The sequence below is a fragment of the Microbulbifer rhizosphaerae genome, from assembly GCF_014191725.1.
Lineage (GTDB): Bacteria > Pseudomonadota > Gammaproteobacteria > Pseudomonadales > Cellvibrionaceae > Microbulbifer > Microbulbifer rhizosphaerae.
In genome coordinates, this window is sequence record NZ_JACHWZ010000010.1 from 171,532 (window position 1) to 191,777 (window position 20,246).

The 20,246-nt window shown below is 63.7% G+C and carries 23 protein-coding genes; 13 read left to right on the forward strand and 10 right to left on the reverse strand.

Features of this window, described 5'->3' with window-relative positions; genetic code table 11:
• The first annotated feature begins 30 nt into the window (after window positions 1-30).
• The 3 genes from FHS09_RS12120 to FHS09_RS12130 all read left to right on the forward strand — a co-directional run bounded on the left by FHS09_RS12120 (window position 31) and on the right by FHS09_RS12130 (window position 1,372).
• A complete protein-coding gene (locus FHS09_RS12120) occupies window positions 31-189 on the forward strand; it encodes a DUF5993 family protein (RefSeq protein WP_183460246.1) in 159 nt (52 codons plus the stop codon).
• A gap of 2 nt (window positions 190-191) precedes the next feature.
• The gene (locus FHS09_RS12125; RefSeq protein ID WP_183460248.1) at window positions 192-743 is read left to right on the forward strand and encodes a disulfide bond formation protein B; all 552 of its coding nucleotides are present in this window, start codon (window positions 192-194) and stop codon (window positions 741-743) included.
• A gap of 89 nt (window positions 744-832) precedes the next feature.
• Window positions 833-1,372: an amidohydrolase family protein gene (locus FHS09_RS12130; protein WP_183460250.1), complete on the forward strand. Its 540-nt coding sequence runs from the start codon at window positions 833-835 to the stop codon at window positions 1,370-1,372.
• Between the two features lie 4 nt (window positions 1,373-1,376).
• Here the strand turns inward: FHS09_RS12130 and ggt are convergent, their stop codons facing one another.
• From ggt to rsmD, 4 genes are all read right to left on the reverse strand, one after another.
• The gene (ggt, locus tag FHS09_RS12135; RefSeq protein WP_183460252.1) at window positions 1,377-3,095 is read right to left on the reverse strand and encodes a gamma-glutamyltransferase; all 1,719 of its coding nucleotides are present in this window, start codon (window positions 3,093-3,095) and stop codon (window positions 1,377-1,379) included.
• Window positions 3,096-3,156: 61 nt separating this feature from the next.
• On the reverse strand, window positions 3,157-3,633 hold the full coding sequence (gene coaD / locus FHS09_RS12140; protein ID WP_183460254.1) for a pantetheine-phosphate adenylyltransferase: 477 nt from the start codon (window positions 3,631-3,633) through the stop codon (window positions 3,157-3,159).
• Window positions 3,634-3,899: 266 nt separating this feature from the next.
• Window positions 3,900-4,187 (reverse strand): PTS sugar transporter subunit IIA, encoded by a 288-nt coding sequence (locus tag FHS09_RS12145; protein ID WP_183460256.1) that lies wholly within the window; start codon window positions 4,185-4,187, stop codon window positions 3,900-3,902.
• Window positions 4,188-4,219: 32 nt separating this feature from the next.
• On the reverse strand, window positions 4,220-4,801 hold the full coding sequence (gene rsmD / locus FHS09_RS12150; protein ID WP_183460258.1) for a 16S rRNA (guanine(966)-N(2))-methyltransferase RsmD: 582 nt from the start codon (window positions 4,799-4,801) through the stop codon (window positions 4,220-4,222).
• Between the two features lie 84 nt (window positions 4,802-4,885).
• Here rsmD and ftsY point away from each other — a divergent pair, with 84 nt between their 5' ends.
• The 7 genes from ftsY to FHS09_RS12185 all read left to right on the forward strand — a co-directional run bounded on the left by ftsY (window position 4,886) and on the right by FHS09_RS12185 (window position 11,352).
• Complete coding sequence (ftsY, locus tag FHS09_RS12155; RefSeq protein WP_183460260.1) at window positions 4,886-5,986, forward strand: signal recognition particle-docking protein FtsY; 1,101 nt, start codon at window positions 4,886-4,888, stop codon at window positions 5,984-5,986.
• An 80-nt stretch (window positions 5,987-6,066) separates the two neighbouring features.
• A complete protein-coding gene (gene ftsE / locus FHS09_RS12160; protein WP_183460262.1) occupies window positions 6,067-6,753 on the forward strand; it encodes a cell division ATP-binding protein FtsE in 687 nt (228 codons plus the stop codon).
• Window positions 6,734-7,780, forward strand: coding sequence for a permease-like cell division protein FtsX (gene ftsX / locus FHS09_RS12165; protein WP_343057476.1), 1,047 nt, complete (start codon window positions 6,734-6,736; stop codon window positions 7,778-7,780). Before ftsE ends, ftsX begins: the two co-directional genes overlap by 20 nt.
• 216 nt (window positions 7,781-7,996) lie before the next feature.
• Window positions 7,997-8,851 carry an RNA polymerase sigma factor RpoH gene (gene rpoH / locus FHS09_RS12170; protein ID WP_183460264.1) on the forward strand — a complete coding sequence of 285 codons (855 nt, stop codon included), beginning with the start codon at window positions 7,997-7,999 and terminating at the stop codon, window positions 8,849-8,851.
• A 155-nt stretch (window positions 8,852-9,006) separates the two neighbouring features.
• On the forward strand, window positions 9,007-9,384 hold the full coding sequence (locus FHS09_RS12175) for a DUF423 domain-containing protein (protein ID WP_183460266.1): 378 nt from the start codon (window positions 9,007-9,009) through the stop codon (window positions 9,382-9,384).
• Window positions 9,385-9,504: 120 nt separating this feature from the next.
• Window positions 9,505-10,221: a tRNA (guanosine(46)-N7)-methyltransferase TrmB gene (trmB, locus tag FHS09_RS12180; RefSeq protein ID WP_183460267.1), complete on the forward strand. Its 717-nt coding sequence runs from the start codon at window positions 9,505-9,507 to the stop codon at window positions 10,219-10,221.
• 297 nt (window positions 10,222-10,518) lie between these two features.
• A complete protein-coding gene (locus FHS09_RS12185; protein WP_183460268.1) occupies window positions 10,519-11,352 on the forward strand; it encodes an outer membrane beta-barrel protein in 834 nt (277 codons plus the stop codon).
• Window positions 11,353-11,363: 11 nt separating this feature from the next.
• Here the strand turns inward: FHS09_RS12185 and FHS09_RS12190 are convergent, their stop codons facing one another.
• Entirely contained in the window at window positions 11,364-13,265 is a 1,902-nt protein-coding gene (locus FHS09_RS12190; protein WP_183460269.1) for an ABC-F family ATP-binding cassette domain-containing protein, read from the reverse strand.
• 68 nt (window positions 13,266-13,333) lie between these two features.
• Between FHS09_RS12190 and FHS09_RS12195 the strand changes: the two genes are divergently transcribed.
• Entirely contained in the window at window positions 13,334-13,819 is a 486-nt protein-coding gene (locus FHS09_RS12195; RefSeq protein WP_183460270.1) for a TIGR02444 family protein, read from the forward strand.
• A gap of 6 nt (window positions 13,820-13,825) precedes the next feature.
• Here FHS09_RS12195 and FHS09_RS12200 read toward each other — a convergent pair whose 3' ends face one another.
• Complete coding sequence (locus FHS09_RS12200) at window positions 13,826-14,839, reverse strand: hypothetical protein (protein ID WP_183460271.1); 1,014 nt, start codon at window positions 14,837-14,839, stop codon at window positions 13,826-13,828.
• Window positions 14,840-15,294: 455 nt separating this feature from the next.
• Between FHS09_RS12200 and bamJ the strand changes: the two genes are divergently transcribed.
• The gene (bamJ, locus tag FHS09_RS12205) at window positions 15,295-16,122 is read left to right on the forward strand and encodes a BamJ family beta-barrel-assembly machinery protein (protein WP_183460272.1); all 828 of its coding nucleotides are present in this window, start codon (window positions 15,295-15,297) and stop codon (window positions 16,120-16,122) included.
• A 140-nt stretch (window positions 16,123-16,262) separates the two neighbouring features.
• Here bamJ and rsd read toward each other — a convergent pair whose 3' ends face one another.
• Window positions 16,263-16,730 carry a sigma D regulator gene (gene rsd / locus FHS09_RS12210; protein WP_183460274.1) on the reverse strand — a complete coding sequence of 156 codons (468 nt, stop codon included), beginning with the start codon at window positions 16,728-16,730 and terminating at the stop codon, window positions 16,263-16,265.
• A gap of 154 nt (window positions 16,731-16,884) precedes the next feature.
• On the opposite strand from rsd, the gene FHS09_RS12215 reads away from it, so the two are divergent.
• Window positions 16,885-17,295: an FMN-binding negative transcriptional regulator gene (locus FHS09_RS12215; RefSeq protein WP_343057477.1), complete on the forward strand. Its 411-nt coding sequence runs from the start codon at window positions 16,885-16,887 to the stop codon at window positions 17,293-17,295.
• Window positions 17,296-17,388: 93 nt separating this feature from the next.
• On the opposite strand, the gene FHS09_RS12220 is transcribed toward FHS09_RS12215, so the two are convergent.
• Genes FHS09_RS12220 through gshA form a run of 3 tightly spaced genes read right to left on the reverse strand, consistent with a single transcriptional unit; the run spans window position 17,389 to window position 20,090 of the window.
• A complete protein-coding gene (locus FHS09_RS12220) occupies window positions 17,389-17,880 on the reverse strand; it encodes a disulfide bond formation protein B (protein WP_183460276.1) in 492 nt (163 codons plus the stop codon).
• Window positions 17,877-18,491, reverse strand: coding sequence for an acyl carrier protein phosphodiesterase (locus tag FHS09_RS12225; protein WP_183460278.1), 615 nt, complete (start codon window positions 18,489-18,491; stop codon window positions 17,877-17,879). The genes FHS09_RS12220 and FHS09_RS12225 overlap by 4 nt, the downstream gene beginning before the upstream one ends.
• 15 nt (window positions 18,492-18,506) lie before the next feature.
• Complete coding sequence (gshA, locus tag FHS09_RS12230; protein WP_183460280.1) at window positions 18,507-20,090, reverse strand: glutamate--cysteine ligase; 1,584 nt, start codon at window positions 20,088-20,090, stop codon at window positions 18,507-18,509.
• Window positions 20,091-20,246: the final 156 nt, after the last annotated feature.

Genomic DNA, 20,246 nt, shown 5'->3' on the forward strand with positions numbered 1-20,246 from the left:
GGCAGTTTCCCGTCAGCCCGGTGTCCGCTCATGGTCATGATGCTGCCCTTCCTCAGCGCGCTGATTTCCGCCTGGCTCGCCTGGCGCGGCCATTGCCGGGCAAGCCTCTGGTGGTGGCTGGTGACCCTGGCGATCTTCCTTATCTGGTGCCGCTTCCACATGACCAGTACCCTCGATATCTCGCTGTAGTCATGCAGACGCCCCGCGCCTTCAGCCCGCTCCGCACTGCCGACGCCTTGGCGCTGCTGGGGGTGAGTGGCATCCTGTGGTTTGCCCTTATCTGGCAGCTGTGGTTGCGCGAACTTCCCTGCCCGCTGTGCCTGCTGCAGCGCGTGGCCTTTCTTATGGTGGGCATCGGCCTGCTGCTGAACCTGCGCTGCGGGCCGCGGCCGCTGCACTACACGGTGATACTGGTGTCCGCCCTGGGCGGGCTGCTCGCCGCCGGGCGCCAGGTGTTGCTGCACATAGCACCCGGCGATCCGGGGTTCGGTTCTCCCTTCCTGGGATTGCACTTCTACACCTGGGCCTTCATCGCGTTCTCCGCGCTGCTGCTGTACGCGGCGGTGACGTTGGCGCTGGAGCATTTTGAGGACGCGCCGCCGCGCGCCCTCTCTCCACTCGCGAACCTCGCAGCGGTCTCCTTCCTGGTCATAGCGCTGATCAACCTGGTGTCCACCACCCTGGAGTGCAGCCTGGGGCCCTGCCCGGATAACCCCACGGAGTACCAGTTGCTAGGCCGGTGAATCCCGGTTTGGGCAATGGCTTTAATTCAACGCAGGCCCCCCTTCTATACTTGTCCCGAAGGCCGCATTTTTTAGCGAAGGGAAAAACGATGAAGAGCATCTGGATAGTCTGTGCCGTGGTGTTGCTCGCCGCCGGCTGCGACCGCAGGGAGCCATCTCCGACCACTGAAAAACCGCAGGCGCCGGCGGATCTGGCGACCCAGCCCGAGCCGGAACCAGAGCCGCTGCAGCTCCCCGGCGTCGAGCGGCTGCTGGACCTGCGCGGGGGCCGCAGCCCGGGCGACTATATCGAGGCGGTGGAAAAATTCATTCGCGACAACACGGATCTGCAGGTGATCGTCGGCAAGGGCTGGGACGCCGCCGCCTTCGGCGACGCGCCGCCGCACAAGGCGCAGTTGGACCAGGTCAACGACCTGATCCCGATAGTGCTCTTCTCCCGTGACCACCGCTCCATCTGGGCCAATTCCGAGGCCCTGGCCGCCGCCGGCATCAACGACGATACACCGGACCCGGAGGGCGGCGTGATCGAAAAGGCTGACAACGGCCTGCCGACGGGCCTGCTGCGGGGCAGTGCCGTGCAGCTGATTGAAAAGATCATTCCGAAACCGGCGGCTGGGTCGGCTCCATAGCCGGTTACTCGCCCAGGGCACTCCCCTCTCGCCGCGGATCGGCGCCGCCGCGCAGTTCGCCGTCGACAATTGCGATGGCGTGGATGCCGCTGTTGAGGTCGCGCCGGGTGACTTTGTGGCCAATCTTTTCCAGTGCCATTACCGTATCCGCGGAAAAGTAGCCGATCTCCAGCTCCACGCGGCCGCCGATTGCGCCGATATTGCCGGCGGCGATGGCCTCGGCGATCGGCATGCCCAGCCCCAGGTGATAGAGCGCGGTGCGCGCGGTGTAGTCGATAATCCGCGAGCCGCCGGGGGAGCCCACCAGCAGGCGCATGTCCCCTTCCCCGTCGAACACGATGGTGGGCGACATGGACGAGCGCGGCCGCTTGCCCGGCTGGATGCGGTTGGCCACCAGGGCGCCGCCGGCATTTTTCGGGGTAAAGGAAAAATCAGTGAGCTGGTTGTTGAGCAGGAAGCCCTTCACCAGCAGCCGCGAGCCGAAGCCGGTCTCGATACTGGTGGTCATGCTCACGCCGTTGCCGTAGCGGTCGACGATGGACAGGTGGCTGGTATTGGGTAGCTCCGGAGATTTGGCGGTCAGGCGTTTGCGCGCGAAGGCCGCCGGCTTGCCGGGCGTCACCGCGGTGGCTTTCTTCGGATCGATCAGTTCGGCGCGCTTTGCCAGATAGGCCGGCGCCACCATCGCTGCAGTGGGGACTTCGACAAAATCCGGGTCGCCCACATAGGTGTTGCGGTCGGCAAACGCCAGCTCGGACGCCTGCGCGAACAGGTGCGTGAGTTCGCTGTCGCCCGCCTCATAGCCGTTCAGCGGGAAATGCCCCAGCATCCCCAGGATGGCGCCCACGGTGGTGCCGCCGGAGGACGGCGGAGCAGCGCCGCACACGCGGTACTGGAGAAAAATACTGCACACCGGTTCGCGTACCTTCGCGCGATAGCCGGCCATGTCCTTTTCGGTGAGCAGCCCCGGGTTGTCCGGGTCTTTGCGCACCGCCTCGACGATCGCCTCGGCGATTTCTCCTTCGTAGAAGGCGTCCGCACCTTTCGCGGCGATGGTGTGCAGTGTCTGCGCATAGTCCGGGTTTTTCAGTCTATGGCCCACCGGCAGTGGCTCGCCGTCGGCGTCGAAAAAGTAGGCCTCGATGGCCGGGCGCGCGGCGACCTGGGGCATTCTTTCCAGCAACTGGTGCAGCCGCGGGGAGACAGTGAACCCCTGCTCCGCCAGTTCGATGGCGGGTTCGAACAGGATTTTCCAGGGCAGTTTGCCGTCGCGCTGATGGGCCAGCTCCAACATGCGTACCGCGCCGGGCACGCCCACCGAATAGCCGCCGATCACCGCTTGAAAAAACGGACGCGGCTCGCCGTCGCGCATAAAGTAGTTTTCGTCCACCGCCGCGGGCGCCGTCTCACGGCCGTCGTAATAGTGAAGTTTTTTGCTGTCGGCGCGGTAGCTCAGCATAAAGGCGCCGCCGCCGATGCCGGAGGACTGGGGTTCCACCAGCCCCAGCACCATTTGCGCGGCGATGGCCGCATCCACCGCGGTGCCGCCGCGGGCGAGTATCTGTTCCGCCGCGCGGCTGGCGAGGGGGTTGGCGGTGACCGCCATATATTCCCGCGCGCTGGCGGATTTGATCTCGCCGCGGCCGGTGGCGATTTCCGGTTGAGGCTCTTCGGCAAAGGCGGTGGGTAGGAAAACGGCGAGGGCGAGAAGCAGGCTGCGCACAAGAAAACTCCCGGTCAAACAGGTGTGCGCCGAGTGTATCAGAAAGCGCCGGAGCGCAGTTTCAGCGGAATTTCTCCATCAGCGCTTCCTGTACCGCCGGCGGCACGAACTTGGCCACGTCGCCACCCAGAGAGGCGATTTCCCGCACCAGGGAGGAGGAGATATAGGAGAGGTGTTCCGCCGGAGTAAGGAACAGGCTTTCCATCTCCGGCGCCAGCTGGCGGTTCATATTGGCCAGTTGGAATTCGTATTCGAAATCGGAAACCGCGCGCAGGCCCCGCAATACTCCGTAGGCGTTCAGCTGGCGCACCAGGTCGGCGAGCAGGATATCGAAGCCGATCACCTCCACGTTGGGCAGGTGCCCCAGCACCCGTCGGGCCAGGTCTACCCGCTCGTCCAGGGTGAACAGCGGGTTTTTGCGGGTGCTTGCCGCCACCGCCACGATCACGTGGTCGAACAGGCGGCAGGCCCGCTCCACCAGGTCCAGATGGCCGTTGGTGATCGGATCGAAGGTGCCGGGGTAGACGACTTTTTTCATGGACCTGGGCTCTGTGGGGCCGAACGGGACGCGCATGGTAAACAATTTGTGGTCCGGGCTCAAAATCCGGAAGCGTGCGCATGTGACACCTTCGCGCACACCCGGAAACAATTCAAGACACTTTGGGAGGGGGGCGGAATCGCTTCAGCAGGCCGACCAGAACAGCGGTCAGTACAGTGCCGGCCAGGAGGGCTACGAGATAGCCCGGCCAGTGCTGCACCAGCGCAATTACGAAAATTCCACCGTGGGGAGCCGGCAGCCCGCACTCAAAGGCCATCGAGGGCCCTGAAATCGATACCCTCCGGCACTATTGCAAAGGCGAGCGCGGGCTCGCGGACCGCATCGGAGCGGGCGTGGGGCACAGCCACTCCCTGCTCCAGACCGGTACTGCCGGTCTCCTCGCGTTCCCGAACGGCATCGAGAAAGGCCGCCGCATCTGCAAGCTTGCCGGCGCGATCAAGCAGCCCTACCAGCTTTGTCAGTATTTCGTCTTTGCTGCAGGCGGGTTGATCGACAATGATGCAATCGACGGCCAGCAAGTCGGTCAGGGACATGGACTTCCTACCCGGATGGCAATCCCTGGTTCTTATCCAGTGACAGAAAACAGCCTCATGCACACCCGCCCGGCCCGTTTTTCCTTTGCGATCTGCCAGCCGTCCGGTGGGAGGACTGCCTTGTCGCGGGGGGTCTCCACATAGACCAGCGCATCCTCTGCCAGGTGCTTGCCGAGGGCAGCGAGCGTTTCCTGCCAGAGGTCGTCGTCAAAAGGCGGATCCACAAACACTATGTCGTAGCGGGTGTCTGTATGGGCGAGGAAATCGCTCGCACTAGTGTAGTGTACGCTGCCGTTTTGCGCCTGGAGCGCGCCCAGCTGCTCCTTCAGTGTCTGTGCCGCGCTGCGGTTCCGTTCGACGAAATCCACTTCGGCCGCGCCGCGGGACAGGGCCTCAAGCCCCAGTGCGCCGGAGCCGGCAAACAGGTCCAGGCAGCGGGCGCCGGGCAAATGGAACTGCAGCCAGTTGAACAGGGTCTCGCGCAGCCGGTCGCCGGTGGGTCTCAGGCCCGCGACCAGCGCAAACTGCAGTTTGCGCCCCCGCCAGCGGCCGCCGATGATGCGCAGCTGGGACAGGGATTGGGGGGCGGATTTGCGCGAGGGACTTCTGGCCAAGGCGATTCTCTATAACGGCTGTGTGGGGGCTGGAGCGGTGCTAAGATTAGCGCCTTTCTGCAAGCGGTACATCCGGACTCACGAATGATCTTTGACTTCCTGCGCAAAAAGCAGCCCAAGCCCGGCGAAACCGAGGCCGAAGAGGCAGCCCCTGAATCAGCGCCGGCGGAGGAGCCCTCCGCGCCTGAGCCCCGACAGCCCGCCGAGCCCGCGGGGCCGGAGGCGGTTGCCGAAAGCGCACCGCAGCCGGCGAAGAAAGAGGGCTTCTTCTCGCGCATCCGCCGCGGACTCAGCCGCACCAGCAGCCAGTTCGCCGAGGGTATGGGCAACCTGTTCCTGGGCGCCAAGGAGATCGACGAGGACCTGCTGGAGGAACTGGAGACCCACCTGCTGATGGCGGACGTGGGTGTGGAGGCCACCGGGGAGATTGTCGAGCGGCTCACCGACCGGGTATCCCGCCGCGAACTGGCCGACGGCGAGGCGCTGTACAATGCGCTGCAGGGGGAACTGGCGGGCCTGCTCGACGGCGTCGAGGCGCCACTGGAGATCGACACCGCGAAGAGACCCTTCGTGATCCTGGTGGTAGGCGTCAACGGCGTGGGCAAGACCACCACCATCGGCAAGCTGGCGCACCGCTATCTGAACGAGGGCCGCTCGGTGATGCTGGCCGCCGGCGACACCTTCCGCGCAGCGGCGGTGGAGCAGTTGCAGGTCTGGGGCGAGCGCCACAATGTGCCGGTGGTGGCCCAGCACACCGGCGCCGACAGCGCCTCGGTCATCTACGATGCGGTGCAGTCGGCCCAGGCCAGGGGTATCGATATCGTGATCGCCGACACCGCCGGCCGCCTGCACACCAAGTCAAACCTGATGGAGGAACTGACCAAGGTGCGCCGGGTGATGGGCAAGCTGGACGAGAGCGCGCCCCATGAGGTGCTGCTGGTGCTGGACGCCGGCACAGGCCAGAACGCCATCAGCCAGGCGGAGCAGTTCCGAGACGCCGCGGGCGTCACCGGCTTGGTGCTGACCAAGCTGGACGGCACCGCCAAGGGCGGGGTGATCTTTGCGCTGGCGCGCAAGTTCGGGATTCCGGTACGCTTTATCGGCGTCGGCGAGCAGGCGGAGGACCTGCAGCCGTTCAAGGCACGGGAATTCGTCGCCGCGCTGTTTGGCCGCGAACCAACCTGATTTTTCTCTTGTAGGAGCGGCCGTTGGCCGCCCCGCCGCGCATATAACAAGAATATTTGGCCCCATGATCACCTTTGCCCATGATTACCTTTGACAGTGTCAACAAACGCTACGAATCCGGCCAGGACGCCCTGGTGCGCGTCAGCCTGGACATCGGGCGCGGCGACATGGTGTTTCTCACCGGGCATTCCGGCGCGGGCAAAAGCACCCTGCTCAAGCTGCTCACGGCGATAGAGCGCCCCACCCGCGGCAGCATCCTGGTGGCCGGGCAGAACCTGGGTCGCCTGCGCAACGGCCAGATCCCCTACTACCGCCGCAATCTCGGCATCGTCTTCCAGAACCACCAGCTGCTGTTCGACCGCAATGTGTTCGACAACGTCGCCCTGCCGCTGTCGGTGGCCGGGTGCAGCAAACGCGAGGTGGGCCGTCGGGTGCGCGCGGCGCTGGACAAGGTGGGCCTGCTGCACAAGGAGAAGCAGAACCCCATTGTGCTCTCCGGCGGCGAGCAGCAGCGGGTGGGCATCGCTCGCGCGGTGGTGAACAAGCCGGCGATACTGGTGGCCGACGAACCCACCGGCAACCTGGACCCGCAATTGTCGGCGGAGATCATGCAGTTGTTCGCCGACTTCAACGCCGTGGGTGTCACCGTGATGGTGGCCAGCCACGACCTGGAACTGATCGCGCGCATGAAACGCCGGGTGCTCACCCTGCAGGCGGGCCAGTTGATCTACGACGGAGTCCCCGGCCGTGAAGCAGTCATCCCATAGGCCGCCGCAGGCGGCGCACAAGGCCCAGCGGGCGTCCCGCAAGCCGCAGCGACAGGAGCCGGAAGCCAAGCCCAGGCCCACCGGGGCAGTGGCGGCGCGCACCCGCCTGGGGGATCGCTGGCACAGCTGGCTCGGTCACCACCGGGAGATGGCGGTGGAGGCCCTGCGGCGCTTTTTCGCCGCACCGCTGGCCAGCGGCATGACCGCGCTGGTGATCGCCATCGCCCTGGCCCTGCCCGCGGCGTTGCAACTGGGGCTGCTCAATTTCCAGCGCGCAGTGGCCGGCTGGGACGGCCAACCGCAGATCTCGGTATTCCTGCACAAGGATGCCCGCGACACCGCGGTGCAGTCCTTTGCCGGGGAACTGCGCGCCGATCCCGCCGTGACCGAGGTCACCTATATCTCCCCCGAGGAGGCACTGCGGGAATTCCAGCAGGCCTCGGGCCTGGGCGACGCACTGGCCGGACTCGGCGCCAATCCGCTGCCGGCGGTGCTGCTGGTGCGCCCGCGGGATACCGCCAGCGACCGGCTGGAGGCCCTTGCCTCCCAGCTGCGCGACAGCGCGCTCACCGACGCCGTAGTGCTGGATATGGCATGGGTACAGCGCCTGGCGCAGCTGACCGAACTGGGCCGGCGGTTGTCCGCCGGCCTGGCGCTGTTGCTGGCCTTGGGGGTGCTGCTGGTGGTGGTGAACACCATCCGCCTCCATATCGAGAGCCGCCGCGAGGAGATACTGGTGGTCAAACTGGTGGGGGGCACCGACGCCTTCGTGCGCCGGCCCTTCCTGTACAGCGGCCTTTGCTACGGCGTCGCCGGCGGCCTGCTCGCCTGGCTGCTGGTAAGCGGCGGTGCGGCGCTGCTGTCCGGCCCGGTATCCGCCCTGGCATCATCCTACGACAGCGGCTACGCCCTGCGCGGCCCTGGCTTCAGCTATCTGCTGGCGCTCACCGGCGGCGCCGCGCTGCTGGGCCTGCTCGGCGCCTGGGTGGCGGTGGCGCGGCACATCAAAGCGATAGAGCCGCGCTGAGGGATTAAGAAAAGTAAAGGCTGCGCGGGAGCGGAACCCCGGTTGTGGATAACCCCTCTAAGGCCCCGGATATCAACACATTGCACCGGGCCTGCGCGGGCTTCCTAAGGCGGCCGCGCAGGTGCTACACTGAAGCCAATTTGCCGCGCGCAAGCGCCGGCAGCCGGAGAGTCAACCGCTGCTCCGGCAATCGAGTTTTCAGAAGGAGAGACCTGAATGGGAACCAGCTTACAGCCAGTCCATATGCTGTCTCCGGGCGCCAACCTGGGCGCCTATATCCAGACGGTCAGCAGCTTCGAGGTGCTGACCGCCGAGGAGGAGAAGCGCCTGGCGGAAGACCTCTACTACCGCGAAGACCTCAACGCCGCGCGCCAGCTGGTGCTGTCGCACCTGCGCTTCGTGGTCCATATCGCCAAGTCCTATTCCGGCTACGGCCTCAACCAGGCGGACCTGATCCAGGAGGGCAACGTCGGCCTGATGAAGGCGGTCAAGCGCTTCAACCCGGAAAAGGGCGTGCGCCTGGTGTCCTTCGCGGTGCATTGGATCAAGGCGGAGATTCACGAGTTTATCCTGCGCAACTGGCGCATCGTGAAGATCGCCACCACCAAGGCCCAGCGCAAGCTGTTCTTTAACCTGCGCGGGCAGAAGAAGAAACTGGCCTGGCTCACCAACGACGAGGCCAGGGCGGTGGCCCAGGACCTGAACGTGGACGTGGCCCAGGTACACGAGATGGAGGGCCGTCTGTCCGCTCACGACGCCGCCTTCGATGCCGGCGTGGATGAGGACGAAGACACCGCTTGGCAGGCCCCCGCCCACTACCTGGAGGACCGCCGCTACGACCCGGCGGCCCAGCTGGAGCGGGACAACTGGCAGGAGACCAACCTCAACAGCCTGTCCGCCGCGCTGGAGCAGCTGGACGAGCGCAGCCGCGATATTATCCAGGCGCGCTGGCTGAGCGACGAGAAGTCCACCCTGCACGAACTGGCGGACAAGTACGGCGTCTCCGCCGAGCGCATCCGCCAGCTGGAAAAGAATGCGATGAAGAAAGTGCGGGTGGCGATGGAGGCCTGACAGGGCATATCGATTACCGGCGAAAAAACCGCGCAGCCGCGCGGTTTTTTTATACCCGGGACCGCGGAGCTCCAGCTCCGCCTGCTGTACCTTGCCGTTTATTCCGATCGCGGCCATGGGCCGCTCCTACAAGGGCTCGATCAAAAAGGGAAATCATGGCCAAACTCTACCTGCTCCTCGCCGCCTTTTTAGGCGGCACCGGCGTCGTACTCGGTGCCTTCGGCGCCCACGGCCTGCGCGGCAAAATCGCAGAGAACCTGCTGGAGGCCTACAAGACCGGTGTGCTCTACCAGATGCTGCACGCGCTGGCACTGTTCGGCATCGCGCTGCTGATCCGGCACTGGGGCGAGAAGACATCGCTGTTGGTGAGCGGTGGGCTGTTCGCGCTGGGCGTGCTGCTGTTCTCCGGCAGCCTCTACGCCCTGGCCTTCGGCGGTCCGCGCTGGCTGGGCCCGGTCACCCCGCTGGGCGGGCTGGCGATGATCGGCGGCTGGACGGCGCTGTTTGTCGCCGCGCTGAATCTCCCCAAATAATTTCCCTCTGTAGGAGCGGTCGTTCGCCGCGATCAGTCTCTGCCGGAATTGCAGTCCGATCGCGGCCAACGGACGCTCCTACAATACAGTGAATCGAGTTCGCATCAGAGGTCGCGAATAATGCAAGAAGAATCCGCGGAGGAATTTACCTACCGCACCGAATACAAAAAGAAATCCATCCGCAGCTATGTGATCCGCGCCGGACGCATGACCGAGGGTCAGCGCCGCGCTTTTGATAATTACTGGGGAGAATACGGCCTGTCCCTGTTCGACGGCCCGCTGGAACCGCGCGCAGTTTTCGGCCGCGAGGCGCCGCTGGTGCTGGAGATCGGTTTTGGCATGGGCGATTCGCTGCTGGCTATGGCCGAGGCGGAACCGGACAAGGATTTTATCGGCATCGAAGTGCACCCGCCCGGTGTCGGCCGGCTGATCAACAATGCCGGCAAACTGGGCCTGAAAAACCTGCGGGTGTATATGGCGGATGCGGTGGACGTGCTGAACGACTGTATCGCCGACGGCTCGCTGGATCGTTTCCAACTCTATTTCCCGGACCCCTGGCACAAGAAGAAACACCACAAGCGCCGTATCGTGCAGTCGGAATTCGTGCGTCTGATCTGCGCGAAACTGAAAGCCGGCGGTCTATTGCATATGGCCACCGACTGGGAAAACTACGCAGAGCATATGCTCGAAGTGTTGGAGGCGGAGTCGCTGCTGGAAAACACCGCGGGCAAAAACCGTTATTCCGAGCGCCCGGAATTCCGCCCGGAGACCAAATTCGAGCGCCGCGGCCAGCGCCTCGGCCACGGGGTCTGGGATCTGCTGTACCAGCGTTTGTGAGAACTCTGCCCCGCGAACGGCTGTGGCTCCGCCAGCTGTTCGCCCAGGGAATCTCCGCGGCGGGTCGTCGCTCCGCGATGGTTCCGAAACGTTCGCCGCCCCGCTCCCATTCCCGCTGCGCCCCGATGATTTCCTCTTTGCTATGGATAGCTTCGGCCGATCAGGTCTATTGGCGCGCCATTGCGCCGCGCAATGTCTGCTATCTTCAAACAGGTCAGGGTAAAACCTGCAGCGCAAATGCTATAGGTTTGCCCAGACACTGTTTAATACCGGTAAAAGGAACTTCCGGAGCGATAAATGATAAAACGCCGCTCTTGCCCGCTTATTCTCCATGCGGTTCTGGTGTCGCTGGCGATTTCCGTCGCGCCGGCGCACGCCGACCTGGAGGGCACGCTGAACCTCTACCTCAACGGCGGCTACTACTGGTTCGACAGCGACCGGTTGGACGGCACCCCCTTTCAGGGACTGGAGCCGGAGGACACCTGGGGTGGCGGTTTCGGCTTCGGCTACAACGTCACTGACCGCTGGGCGCTGGAAGGGGTCTACCACGTCTTCACCGTGAGTGTGGAGGGTATCGACGAAAAGCTGGATGGCAGCAACTACCACATGGATCTTCTCTACCAGTTTGCCGGGCGCTTCTGCGGCAATCTCTGCTGGCAGCCCTACGTGGCCTTCGGGGTGGGGGAGTTTCGCGTGGATTTCGACGAAGACGATCTACTGGTCTGGGAGGAATATCTGCTGGACCCGTTCCTGGATAAGGACTACGACCGCCAGACCATGGTGAACCTGGGGCTGGGGGTCAAATACCAGTTGGGGCCGCGCTGGCAGGCGCGGGCGGATGCGCGCGCCTTCCAGGGCATCGAAGAGGGCGGTCTGGACGGCCACATCAGTTTGAGCATCGGTTACCAGTGGATCGACGACTTGGTGATAATGCGCGACCGCGACGCGGACGGCATCCTGGACGATGTGGATTACTGCCCGCAGACGCCCTTCGGTGTGGATGTGGGCCTGGACGGCTGTCCGGTGGATTCCGATCGCGACGGCGTGCCCAACTACCTGGACATATGCCCCACCACACCGCTGGGTACCCCTGTGTACGAGGATGGCTGCCCGCAATTGTGGACCGAGTAAAACGGTCTCGCTCAGCTTTCGCGGGCCGCTTCCAACTGCTCGGAAATTTCCAGCCACTGCATTTCCAACTCGTCCAGCGCCTCGCGCTGTTGTGACTGCTCGCGGTTCACGCGGGCTATCTCTTCCTGCTGGCCGCCGCTGTACAGGCTCTCGTCCGCCAGTTGGCTTTCCAGTTCGGCCAGTTTCTTCTCCGCCTGCGACATCTGCCGTTCGACGCGCTTCAATTTGTCGGTGAGCGGTTTCAGCTGCTCCCGCAGTGCGGCGGCGGCACGGCGCTGGGCCTTTTTGTCATCCGCTGGTTTTTCGCCGCCGGGGAATTTCTCTTCCGCCTTTTCACCGCGTCTGAAGGCCAGCAGCCACTGCTTGTAATCCTCCAGGTCGCCGGCGTAGGGTTCCGCGCGGCCGCCCGCTACCAGCAGGAACTCGTCGGTGGTGTTGGCGAGCAGGTGGCGGTCGTGGGACACCAGCACCACCGCGCCGGGAAATTCCGCCAGCGCCAGGGTGAGCGCGTGGCGCATCTCCAAGTCCAGGTGGTTGGTGGGCTCGTCCAGCAACAGCAGGTTGGGTTTCTGCCAGGCGAGGATCGCCAGTGCCAGCCGCGCTTTTTCGCCGCCGGAGAAATCCGCCACCGTTTCGAAGGCGCGGTCGCCGGCAAAACCGTAGCCGCCGAGAAAATCCCTCAGGGACTGCTCGCTGGCCTCCGGGGATAGTCGCTGCAGGTGCAACACGGGTGAGGCGGCGCCGTCCAGCGCCTCCAACTGGTGCTGGGCGAAGTAGCCGATCGCCAGGTGTTCACCGCACAGGCGTTCGCCACCGATCAACGGCAGCTCCCCCGCCAGGGTTTTAATCAGCGAGGATTTGCCCGCGCCATTTGGCCCCAGCAGGCCGAGGCGGCGCCCGGGCTGGATGCCCAGCTGCACTCCGCGCAGTACGGCCCTGCCCCCATAGCCGATATCCGCCTCGCGCAAATCGATCAGCGGGTCGGACGTTTTGTTGGCGGCGGGGAGAGTGAAGTGAAAAGGTGAGTCGCTATGCGCCGGCGCTATCTGCACCATGCGGTCCAGCGCCTTGAGACGGCTCTGGGCCTGTTTCGCCTTGCTCGCCTTGGCGCGGAAGCGGCGCACGAAATCCTCCATATGCGCCCGCTCCACCTGCTGCTTCTCGTACTGTGCCTGCTGCTGTGCCAGGCGCTCGGCGCGCGCGCGCTCGAACGCGCTGTAGTTGCCGCTGTACAGGCGTAGCTGACGCTGTTCGAAGCTGACGATGCCGTCCACCACCGCGTCGAGAAAATCCCGGTCGTGGGAGATGACCAGAAGAGTACCGGGAAAACGCTGCAGCCACTGTTCCAGCCACAGGGTGGCGTCCAGGTCCAGGTGGTTGGTGGGTTCATCGAGCAGCATCAGATCCGCCGGGCACATGAGCGCCCGGGCCAGATTCAGGCGGATGCGCCAGCCGCCGGAGAAGCTGCTGGCCGGGCGCTGCTGGTCGGTGTGCGCGAAACCGAGGCCGTCGAGCAGCTGCGCCGCGCGGGCCGGGCCGCTGTAGCCGTCGATCGCCGCCATGCGCTCGTGCAGTTCGCCGAGTTCGCGGCCGCCGATATCGCCGTTCTCAGCCTGTTGCAGCTTCCGTTGCAGCCGGCGCAGTTCGTCGTCGCCGTCGAGCACATAGTCCAGGGCGCTCTGCTGGCCGGCGGCCACTTCCTGAGCCATATGCGCGATGCGCCAGCCGGTGGGCACCTCCACCCGGCCGCTGTCGCTGTCCAGTTGGCGCAGCAGCAGTTTGAACAGGCTGGATTTGCCACAGCCGTTGGCCCCGATGACGCCAACCTTGTGGCCGGGAAAGATACGGCAGTCCGCATTTTGCAGCAGTTCGCGGCCGCCCATTTGCAGGGAAACGCCTTGCAGATTGATCAACTAAAACCTCTGTTGTCTGGAGCCTGGAGTGCTAGGCTATCGACGTAATAAATGGTCGGGATTCTACCGTGACAAAATCCGCACCTCCATCGTCACCGCTGGAAAACCCCCTGTGGCAGTTCTGCCTGGACTTCTATCGCCACCCCCAGGTCGAGGAATTCCTGCTGGAGTGCCAGGACGAGAGGGGGGCAGACGTGTGCCTGTTGCTCTGGGCCAGCTACGCGGAAGCCGGGGGCCGGCGGCTCAGCGAGGAGAGCTGGCGCGTGGCGGACAGCGGCCTGGCGCCGCGGCGGCGGATGATTTCCAGCGTGCGCCACCTGCGCCGCTGGCTCGGAAACATGCGGCCGCGCGCCCAGTGGCTCTACGACTACTGCAAAGGTTATGAGCAAAAACTGGAACAGCGCCAGCTGGCGGCGTTGTGGAAATTGCAGGAGGAGAGCTGGCCGGAGGACCGACCGGCCCTGGAACTGGCGGGACAGCAATACGGGCTGCTGCAAAAAGATCAGGCCCGCTGGGCGGGCCTGATCGAAGCCTTTAAATCCGGTTCCCGTTAGCGGGAATTACTCGTCGCCGGACTTCTCGCTGGCGAACAGGCTGTTGGGCGGTGTCGCCGGAGTGATGGTCGGCTTGGGTTCGGGAGAGGGTTTTTGCTCTCCGGCCGGCTCGGAGCTGCCGGCGGGACGGGGCTCCGGTGTTTTGCCCTGGGTCGGTGCACTGCTGGATGGAATGCTCTCCGGCTTTTTTTCCGCCGGGGGAGTCGGCTTGGGCTCGGCAGCGGCTTTCCCGGGCTTGGGCTCGGCGGGTTGCGCCGCCTCTCCGGAAGGGGTCTTTTTAACCTCAGGCTTCTGGCTCTTCGGCTCGGCAGGTTTTCCCGCGGGGGCTTTTTTGGCCGCCGGCTTGGAAGCCGCTGACTTGCCGGCGGCCTTCTCGGCCGGCGCCTTGGCAGTGGAGGCCTTCTTGGCCGGAGCTTTTTTGCGGGTGGCCTTTTTCACCGCCGTTTTCTTCGTCTCCGTTTTCTTCGTTTCGGCTTTCTTTGCGGCAGTTTTCTTTGCAGCGCTTTTCTTGGGTGCCGCTTTTTTGGCCGAGGCCTTTTTCGCAGTGGTTTTCTTTGCCGCGGTCTTTGTCGCGGATTTTTTCGCAGTCGTTTTCTTCTTCTTGGCTTTCCTGGTTTTGCCGGCGGCGGCTTTTTCGGCTTTGGCCGCTACCTTGTCGAGGCTGTCCGCGAGCTTTTTCTCCAGCTTGGCCGACGCCTCGGTCTGCTTGGCTTCGGCGGCATCGTCCTTGGCCTGCTGCAGTGTCTCTGTCAGTTTGGCGACGGTGACCTTGGCGGCGTCCAGCCGCTTTTGCACGGCGGCGGTCTTGTTTTTCTTTGCCGCGGTGCGGGCGCTGGCGAGCTTGGTCTTGGCCTTGGACAATTTGCTCTGGGCGGCGGTCATTGCCTTGTCGGCTTTTTGTACCGCTTTGCCGGCATCGGCGACCTGCTTGACCCGGGCCTTGTCCAGTTGAGTGGTGAGCTTGGCGATTTGAGCTTCCAGCTCCGCGACCTTGTCCAGAGTTTTTTGTTTGGCAGCCATGAGTTGATATCCTGAGGTTTTCGATCTATTCGGTACACCCGGGTGGTGCACACACCCGGCGTTTTATACGGTCGAGCCGCTATCACAGACCCACACCCTTGCCAGCCTCGCTGGCCGGTCCGCTGCACCGGCAGTGCCAATTCACCCAAAGCGTGCCGGAACAACCGGTGGAGAGCCGATAATAGCGCTGTTGTTGGTGAAGTGCATCCCTGCACTTCATTCCCTGCGGGACAGCCGGGTATGTACAAATCCGCTGTCTCTGTCGATTAGTGTGAAGTAGATCCACAGTATGGACCAGCGTGCCGGTGTGCACCTCCAGCCGCCTTGGGTTAGACTTGGCGGGGACCGGCCGCTACCGGCCGAGCGCTTCTGCGATGATCTTGAGTCGCTTCTTTGCGTTGGCCAACTGGGCCACACGATTAAACAAATACATCACGGATAAAGAGACAATTCCCATGAACAAATATCCTCTGGCTGCAGCAGTTGCCCTGGGCCTCGCGCTGGTCGGCTGTGACAAACAGAAATCCGAGCAGGCGAGCGAGGAGGTTGCCCTGGAGACCCAGGAGCAAAAGGTCAGCTACATCATCGCCGAAGATATGGCCAAGCGCCTGAAGTCCCAGGACGTGGAACTGGACCCGCAGGTTGTACTGATGGCCCTGGACGATGTGGCCAACGATCGCGAGTCGCGTATATCCGATGAGGACAAGCAGCAGGTCATCGCGGTCTTCCAGGAGGAGATGCAGGCCAAGCAGAAGCAGATGCTGGCCGATCAGGAGAAAGAGTTCAAAGCGAAGGCGGAGCAGAACCTGACGGAAGGCAAGGCGTTCCTCGAGGAGAATGCCAAGAAGGAGGGGGTGGTCACCACCGACTCCGGCCTGCAGTACAAGGTGATCAGAGAAGGCACTGGCGACTCTCCGAGCGCCGACAGCACTGTGGAAGTGGACTACAAAGGCACCCTGATTGACGGCACCGAGTTCGATAGCTCCTACGCCCGCGGCGAGCCGGTACAGTTTCCGGTGAACGGTGTGATCAAGGGCTGGACCGAGGCTCTGCAGATGATGAAGGAAGGCGCCAAGTGGGAGCTGTATATTCCGTCAGATCTCGCCTACGGCCCCGGCGGCGCCGGCGGTCTGATCGGCCCCAACGCCACGCTGATTTTTGAGGTGGAGCTGCACAAGGCCAATGTGCAGGCCGATGGCGGTGAGGAGTCCTCCGAGGGAGAGCAGCAGCCGGAAGGCACTCAGGGAGAGGGAGCTGGGGATGAAGGCGCCCAGGAAGAGTAAGGCTGTTCGTCAATGACAAAAAAAAGGGGCTCTCCGGAGCCCCTTTTTTTTGTGCCGATTGAAAATATAGAGGCGAATCTTGGATTCGCCCCGGCAGGATCTTCGCATCAGACTATTGCTTAAGTGAGCACTAGTACGGTTCAGGCCAACTGGTTCTTGTGCGCCGTGTGCAGCAGCGCGATCATCTGATCCTCGGAACTGAAGCGGGTTTCCAGCGCCTCGCCCAGTTGGGACAGGTCGCGCTGCAGCGCGGTCAGGTCATCGGTCTCCTGGTACTTGTCGTTGAAGTCCACGGCGACATCGGTGGTGTCGTCGATTTCCCTGTAAAGCTGGCGCGCTGTCTCCAGGCCCTGCTTGTCGCCGAACGCCTTTCCCTCGTGGATCAGTTGTTCGTACACCTCGAAGTGGCCGGCGGAGACGTAGTCCACCAGTTGCTGGCAGAGCTGACGCACATTCTCCTCGGCTTCGGCATCGCTCTCGGCAATTTCCTTCTTTTGGGAGAGTGCGCAGAAGCGCACCAGCAGCTCCTGGCGCGAGTGCAACCAGCGATCGATGATCTCGCTTACGCCTCCCCAGCGCTCTCGCGCCGATTTGCAATTCTCCAGCATCTCCGGGTTTCCCTTTGTGACTCCTAACGGCTTTCTGCAAGATAGGAGATTCCCCCGCCGCCGGCAAGGAACTGAGTACATTCTGCGCCAGATAGATACCAACTGAAAAACTGAAAGGAAGGAATAAGCGGAGGAGCCGCTGCAGGCGCTGGCGATATTCTGTGGTCCCGACAGCTATATCTCCCCCTCCTGGTATCCGGAGAAAATCGAGCACGGCAAAGTGGTTCCCACCTGGAATTATGTGGCGGTGCACGCCCGCGGCAGTCTGCGGGTCGTGGATGATCCCCACTGGTTGAGGGAGCAACTGGAGGGGCTGACCGGGCAGCAGGAGGCGGGGGCTCCATCCCCGTGGTCGGTGGCGGACGCGCCGGAGGACTTCATTGAAAAACTCTCCGCCGCCATCGTGGGAATGGAGCTCAGCATCGATACGCTGGAGGGAAAGTGGAAAGTCAGCCAGAACCAGCGCCGGGCAACCCGTGAGGGCGTAGCGGGTGGACTGAGGGAACGGGCCGGCCATGGGGATGGGGATATGGCGGCGCTGGTCGAGTCTGCAATCGGCGATTGATCCGCGCCGGAACTGTCAGGGGCCGGGCAGTGTGCAACTGGCCGGTATCGCCTCACCGACGAGCCGGTGGACGGCGATCTTTGTCCCGGGTCTTCAGGATTTGCGGAAGGCCTGCCAGGCGCCGAAGACGATCAGCCCGATAAAGCCCAGCGCGGCCCAGCCGGGTATTGAGATGCCCAGCAGCGTCCACTGCACTTCGGCGCAGTTGCCGTCGCCGGTGAGCAGGGTCTTGAGCACATCGGATACCGGAAAAGATTCGAGCATATAGCTGATCCCCGGCCCGCAGGCGGGCACCTGGTCTTCCGGCAGGCTCTGCAGCCACAGCTGGCGGCCGGAAAAATAGAGTCCGCCCAGGGCCCAGAGGGAGACCAGCAGGCCGTAAATGCGCCGGCCGATGGTGGCCGGATTGTGCAGAAAGGCGGCCAGTGATACCAGACCCGCGCCCAGCAGCATCACCCGCTGGGTGATACACAGCGGGCAGGGTTCGAGCCCGCGGATATATTCCAGGTAAAAGGCGGCACCGAGCAGGAATACCACGGCGAGAAAAGCCAGCAGGAAGGTGGTGCGCGGATTGGGCAGCTTCATGATTTATTCTGTTCCGAATGATGTTTTGAGTAGGACTGCCGGAACCCGGCGGCCTCCCGATTCAAATAGCCGAATAGTTCGGTGAAATTCCGTTCCAGCACGGGGCGCCGGGCCAACAACTCCGGCAGAGCATCCTGCAGCGGCACCGGGCGGCTGAGTCGCTGGCTTACCCGAGCGAGGCTCTGGGCGACCACCTGTTCGTCGCCGTAACTCTGCAGAAGTTTAAAGCGTTCGGCGCGCTCCATAAATGCCTGCGCGCGCGGGGGGATATACCTGTCGCGGCTGTGAAAGTGCCGCCAGCAGTCGCGGCAGAAATCCTCCAGCGGCTGGTGGTGCCACTCGTTCCACTGCCGGCTGAGCAGGTGGTCGAACCAGATATCCAGAATGATGCCGGCGTAACGCCGCCAGCTCGGGTCCAATTGCGCCTGGGATTTCCGGTAGGCGGGGTGGCTGTCGGTGAGTGCGTCGATGCGCCTGTGCAGGCGGATGCCCGCTTCTATGTCCGCCGGCAGTTCACCCTTTAACGGGCCCTTGACGAAATCCCCCAGCAGCCCGCCCAGGCGCCAGTCCGGCTCGGGGCCGGAGAGCAGCAGGTGGGCGAGGTAGTTCATCGCGGTGTCGCGGATTCAGCGCTGGCAGAAAATGTACTGTGCATAGTACTGGCCGAGAAAGTCTTCGAAAGTTCCCCTGTCCCCCGCTTCCACCTGCCGTTGTTTTTGCAGCGACTCTCCCGCCAGCTGTGTGAAATGGTTCTGCGAGGCTTCGTCCAGCGGGCGCTCGATGAAGTATTGGCGGTGCTGCTCCGCCTTGTCGGCGGCCCACTGGAAAAAGCTCTGCCCGTGGGTTTTCATTTCCGCCAGCATGTGCGCGGCCGGTGTGGCGGTTTCGCCGGCTACCTTGGCGCGCTGGGTTTCCAGGCTGCGGCGGTAGTCGTCGTCGCCCCAGGCGCTGTCGAACAGGTCCGCCAGGGGCGCCATTTCGTTCAATAGGCGTTCGGCCCAGACGCTGAGCTTCTGCTCGCCGCCATTATGGATCAGCTTGAGTTCCGGGTCGCGGCCGCGGTAGACGATGCGGTTCTGGTTTTCCTGCACCGCGCGGTAGTCGGCATTGTCGGTCTTGGGGCTGTCCCCCAGCAGGCAGTGCAACAGGAAGCAGTCGAGAAAGCGCATCTGCTGCGCGTCTATACCCAGGGGTGAGAAGGGATTCAGGTCGAGGCAGCGCACCTCAATGTATTCCACTCCGCGGTTGGCCAGGGCGGACAGCGCCGTCTCGCCCATCTTCGCCGGGTTTTTGGGCCGGATGGGGGAATAGAATTCGTTCTCGATCTGCAGCAGGCCGGTGGAGAGTTGCTGGTAGTGCCCGCCCGCGTCCTTGACCCCGAGTTCGTGGTAAGGGGCGTAGGGCCTGCTGATTGCCGCGCACAGGGTGGAGAGGTAGGTGCACAGATCGTTGTAACAGACGATCAGCGATTGCTGCGCCTCGCTGTTGTAGCCCAGGTCGCCCATGCGCAGCGAGGTGGCGTAGGGCGCGTAGAGGCTGCGCCCCTCGCTGTCGAAGGGCTCCAGGCCGTGCTCGCGGCCCTCCACAAAGCTGCCGCACACTGCCGGCGCGGCGCCGAACAGGTAGATCAGCAGCCAGTAGTTGCGGCGGAAGTTGCGGATCAGGTCGAAGTAGCGGCGGGTCTTGAAATCGCCCAGGGGCTCGTCACTGCCCTCGCGCTCGTGCAGCCAGCTCCAGAAATCGCCCGGCAGCGAGAAGTTGTAGTGGATGCCGGCGATGGTCTGCATGGTGCGGCCGTAGCGCAGCCCCAGTCCCAGGCGGTAGATGGTTTTCATGGTGCCGCTGTGGGAGTCGCCGTAGCGCGCCACCGGAATGTCCGGATCGGCGCCGATGCGCGCGGGCATGGAATTGACCCACAGGCGTTCGTCGCCGATCTGGCTGTAGGTGTAGCGGTGAATCCGGTCGAGGATCTGCAGCGCCTCTTCCGGCGTGGCCACCGGCGGAGTGATGAATTCCAGCAGCGCTTCGGAAAAATCGGTGGTGATGCAGTCGTGGGTCAGCGCCGAGCCCAGCGATGCCGGGTGGGGCGTCTGCGCCAGGTCGCCGTCCGGGGTGACCCGCAGGCTTTCTTTTTCGATACCGCGGCGAATGCCCTTCAGCAGTTGCAGCGATTGCGGCTGGGCCAGTGCGGCCAGGTGACGATGGGGCACTCGGATCTCCTTGGTTAACCCGGCAATCCAATAGATCGTCCTTATCTATTGGATTGTCGCCCCTAAAATACTGCGATGGCCGCCCCGCGCACCTGCGCGGAGTTGCTGGTATTTCAAGGGCTCGCGCTGGCCTGCGCCCAGCGGCGGCACATCCCT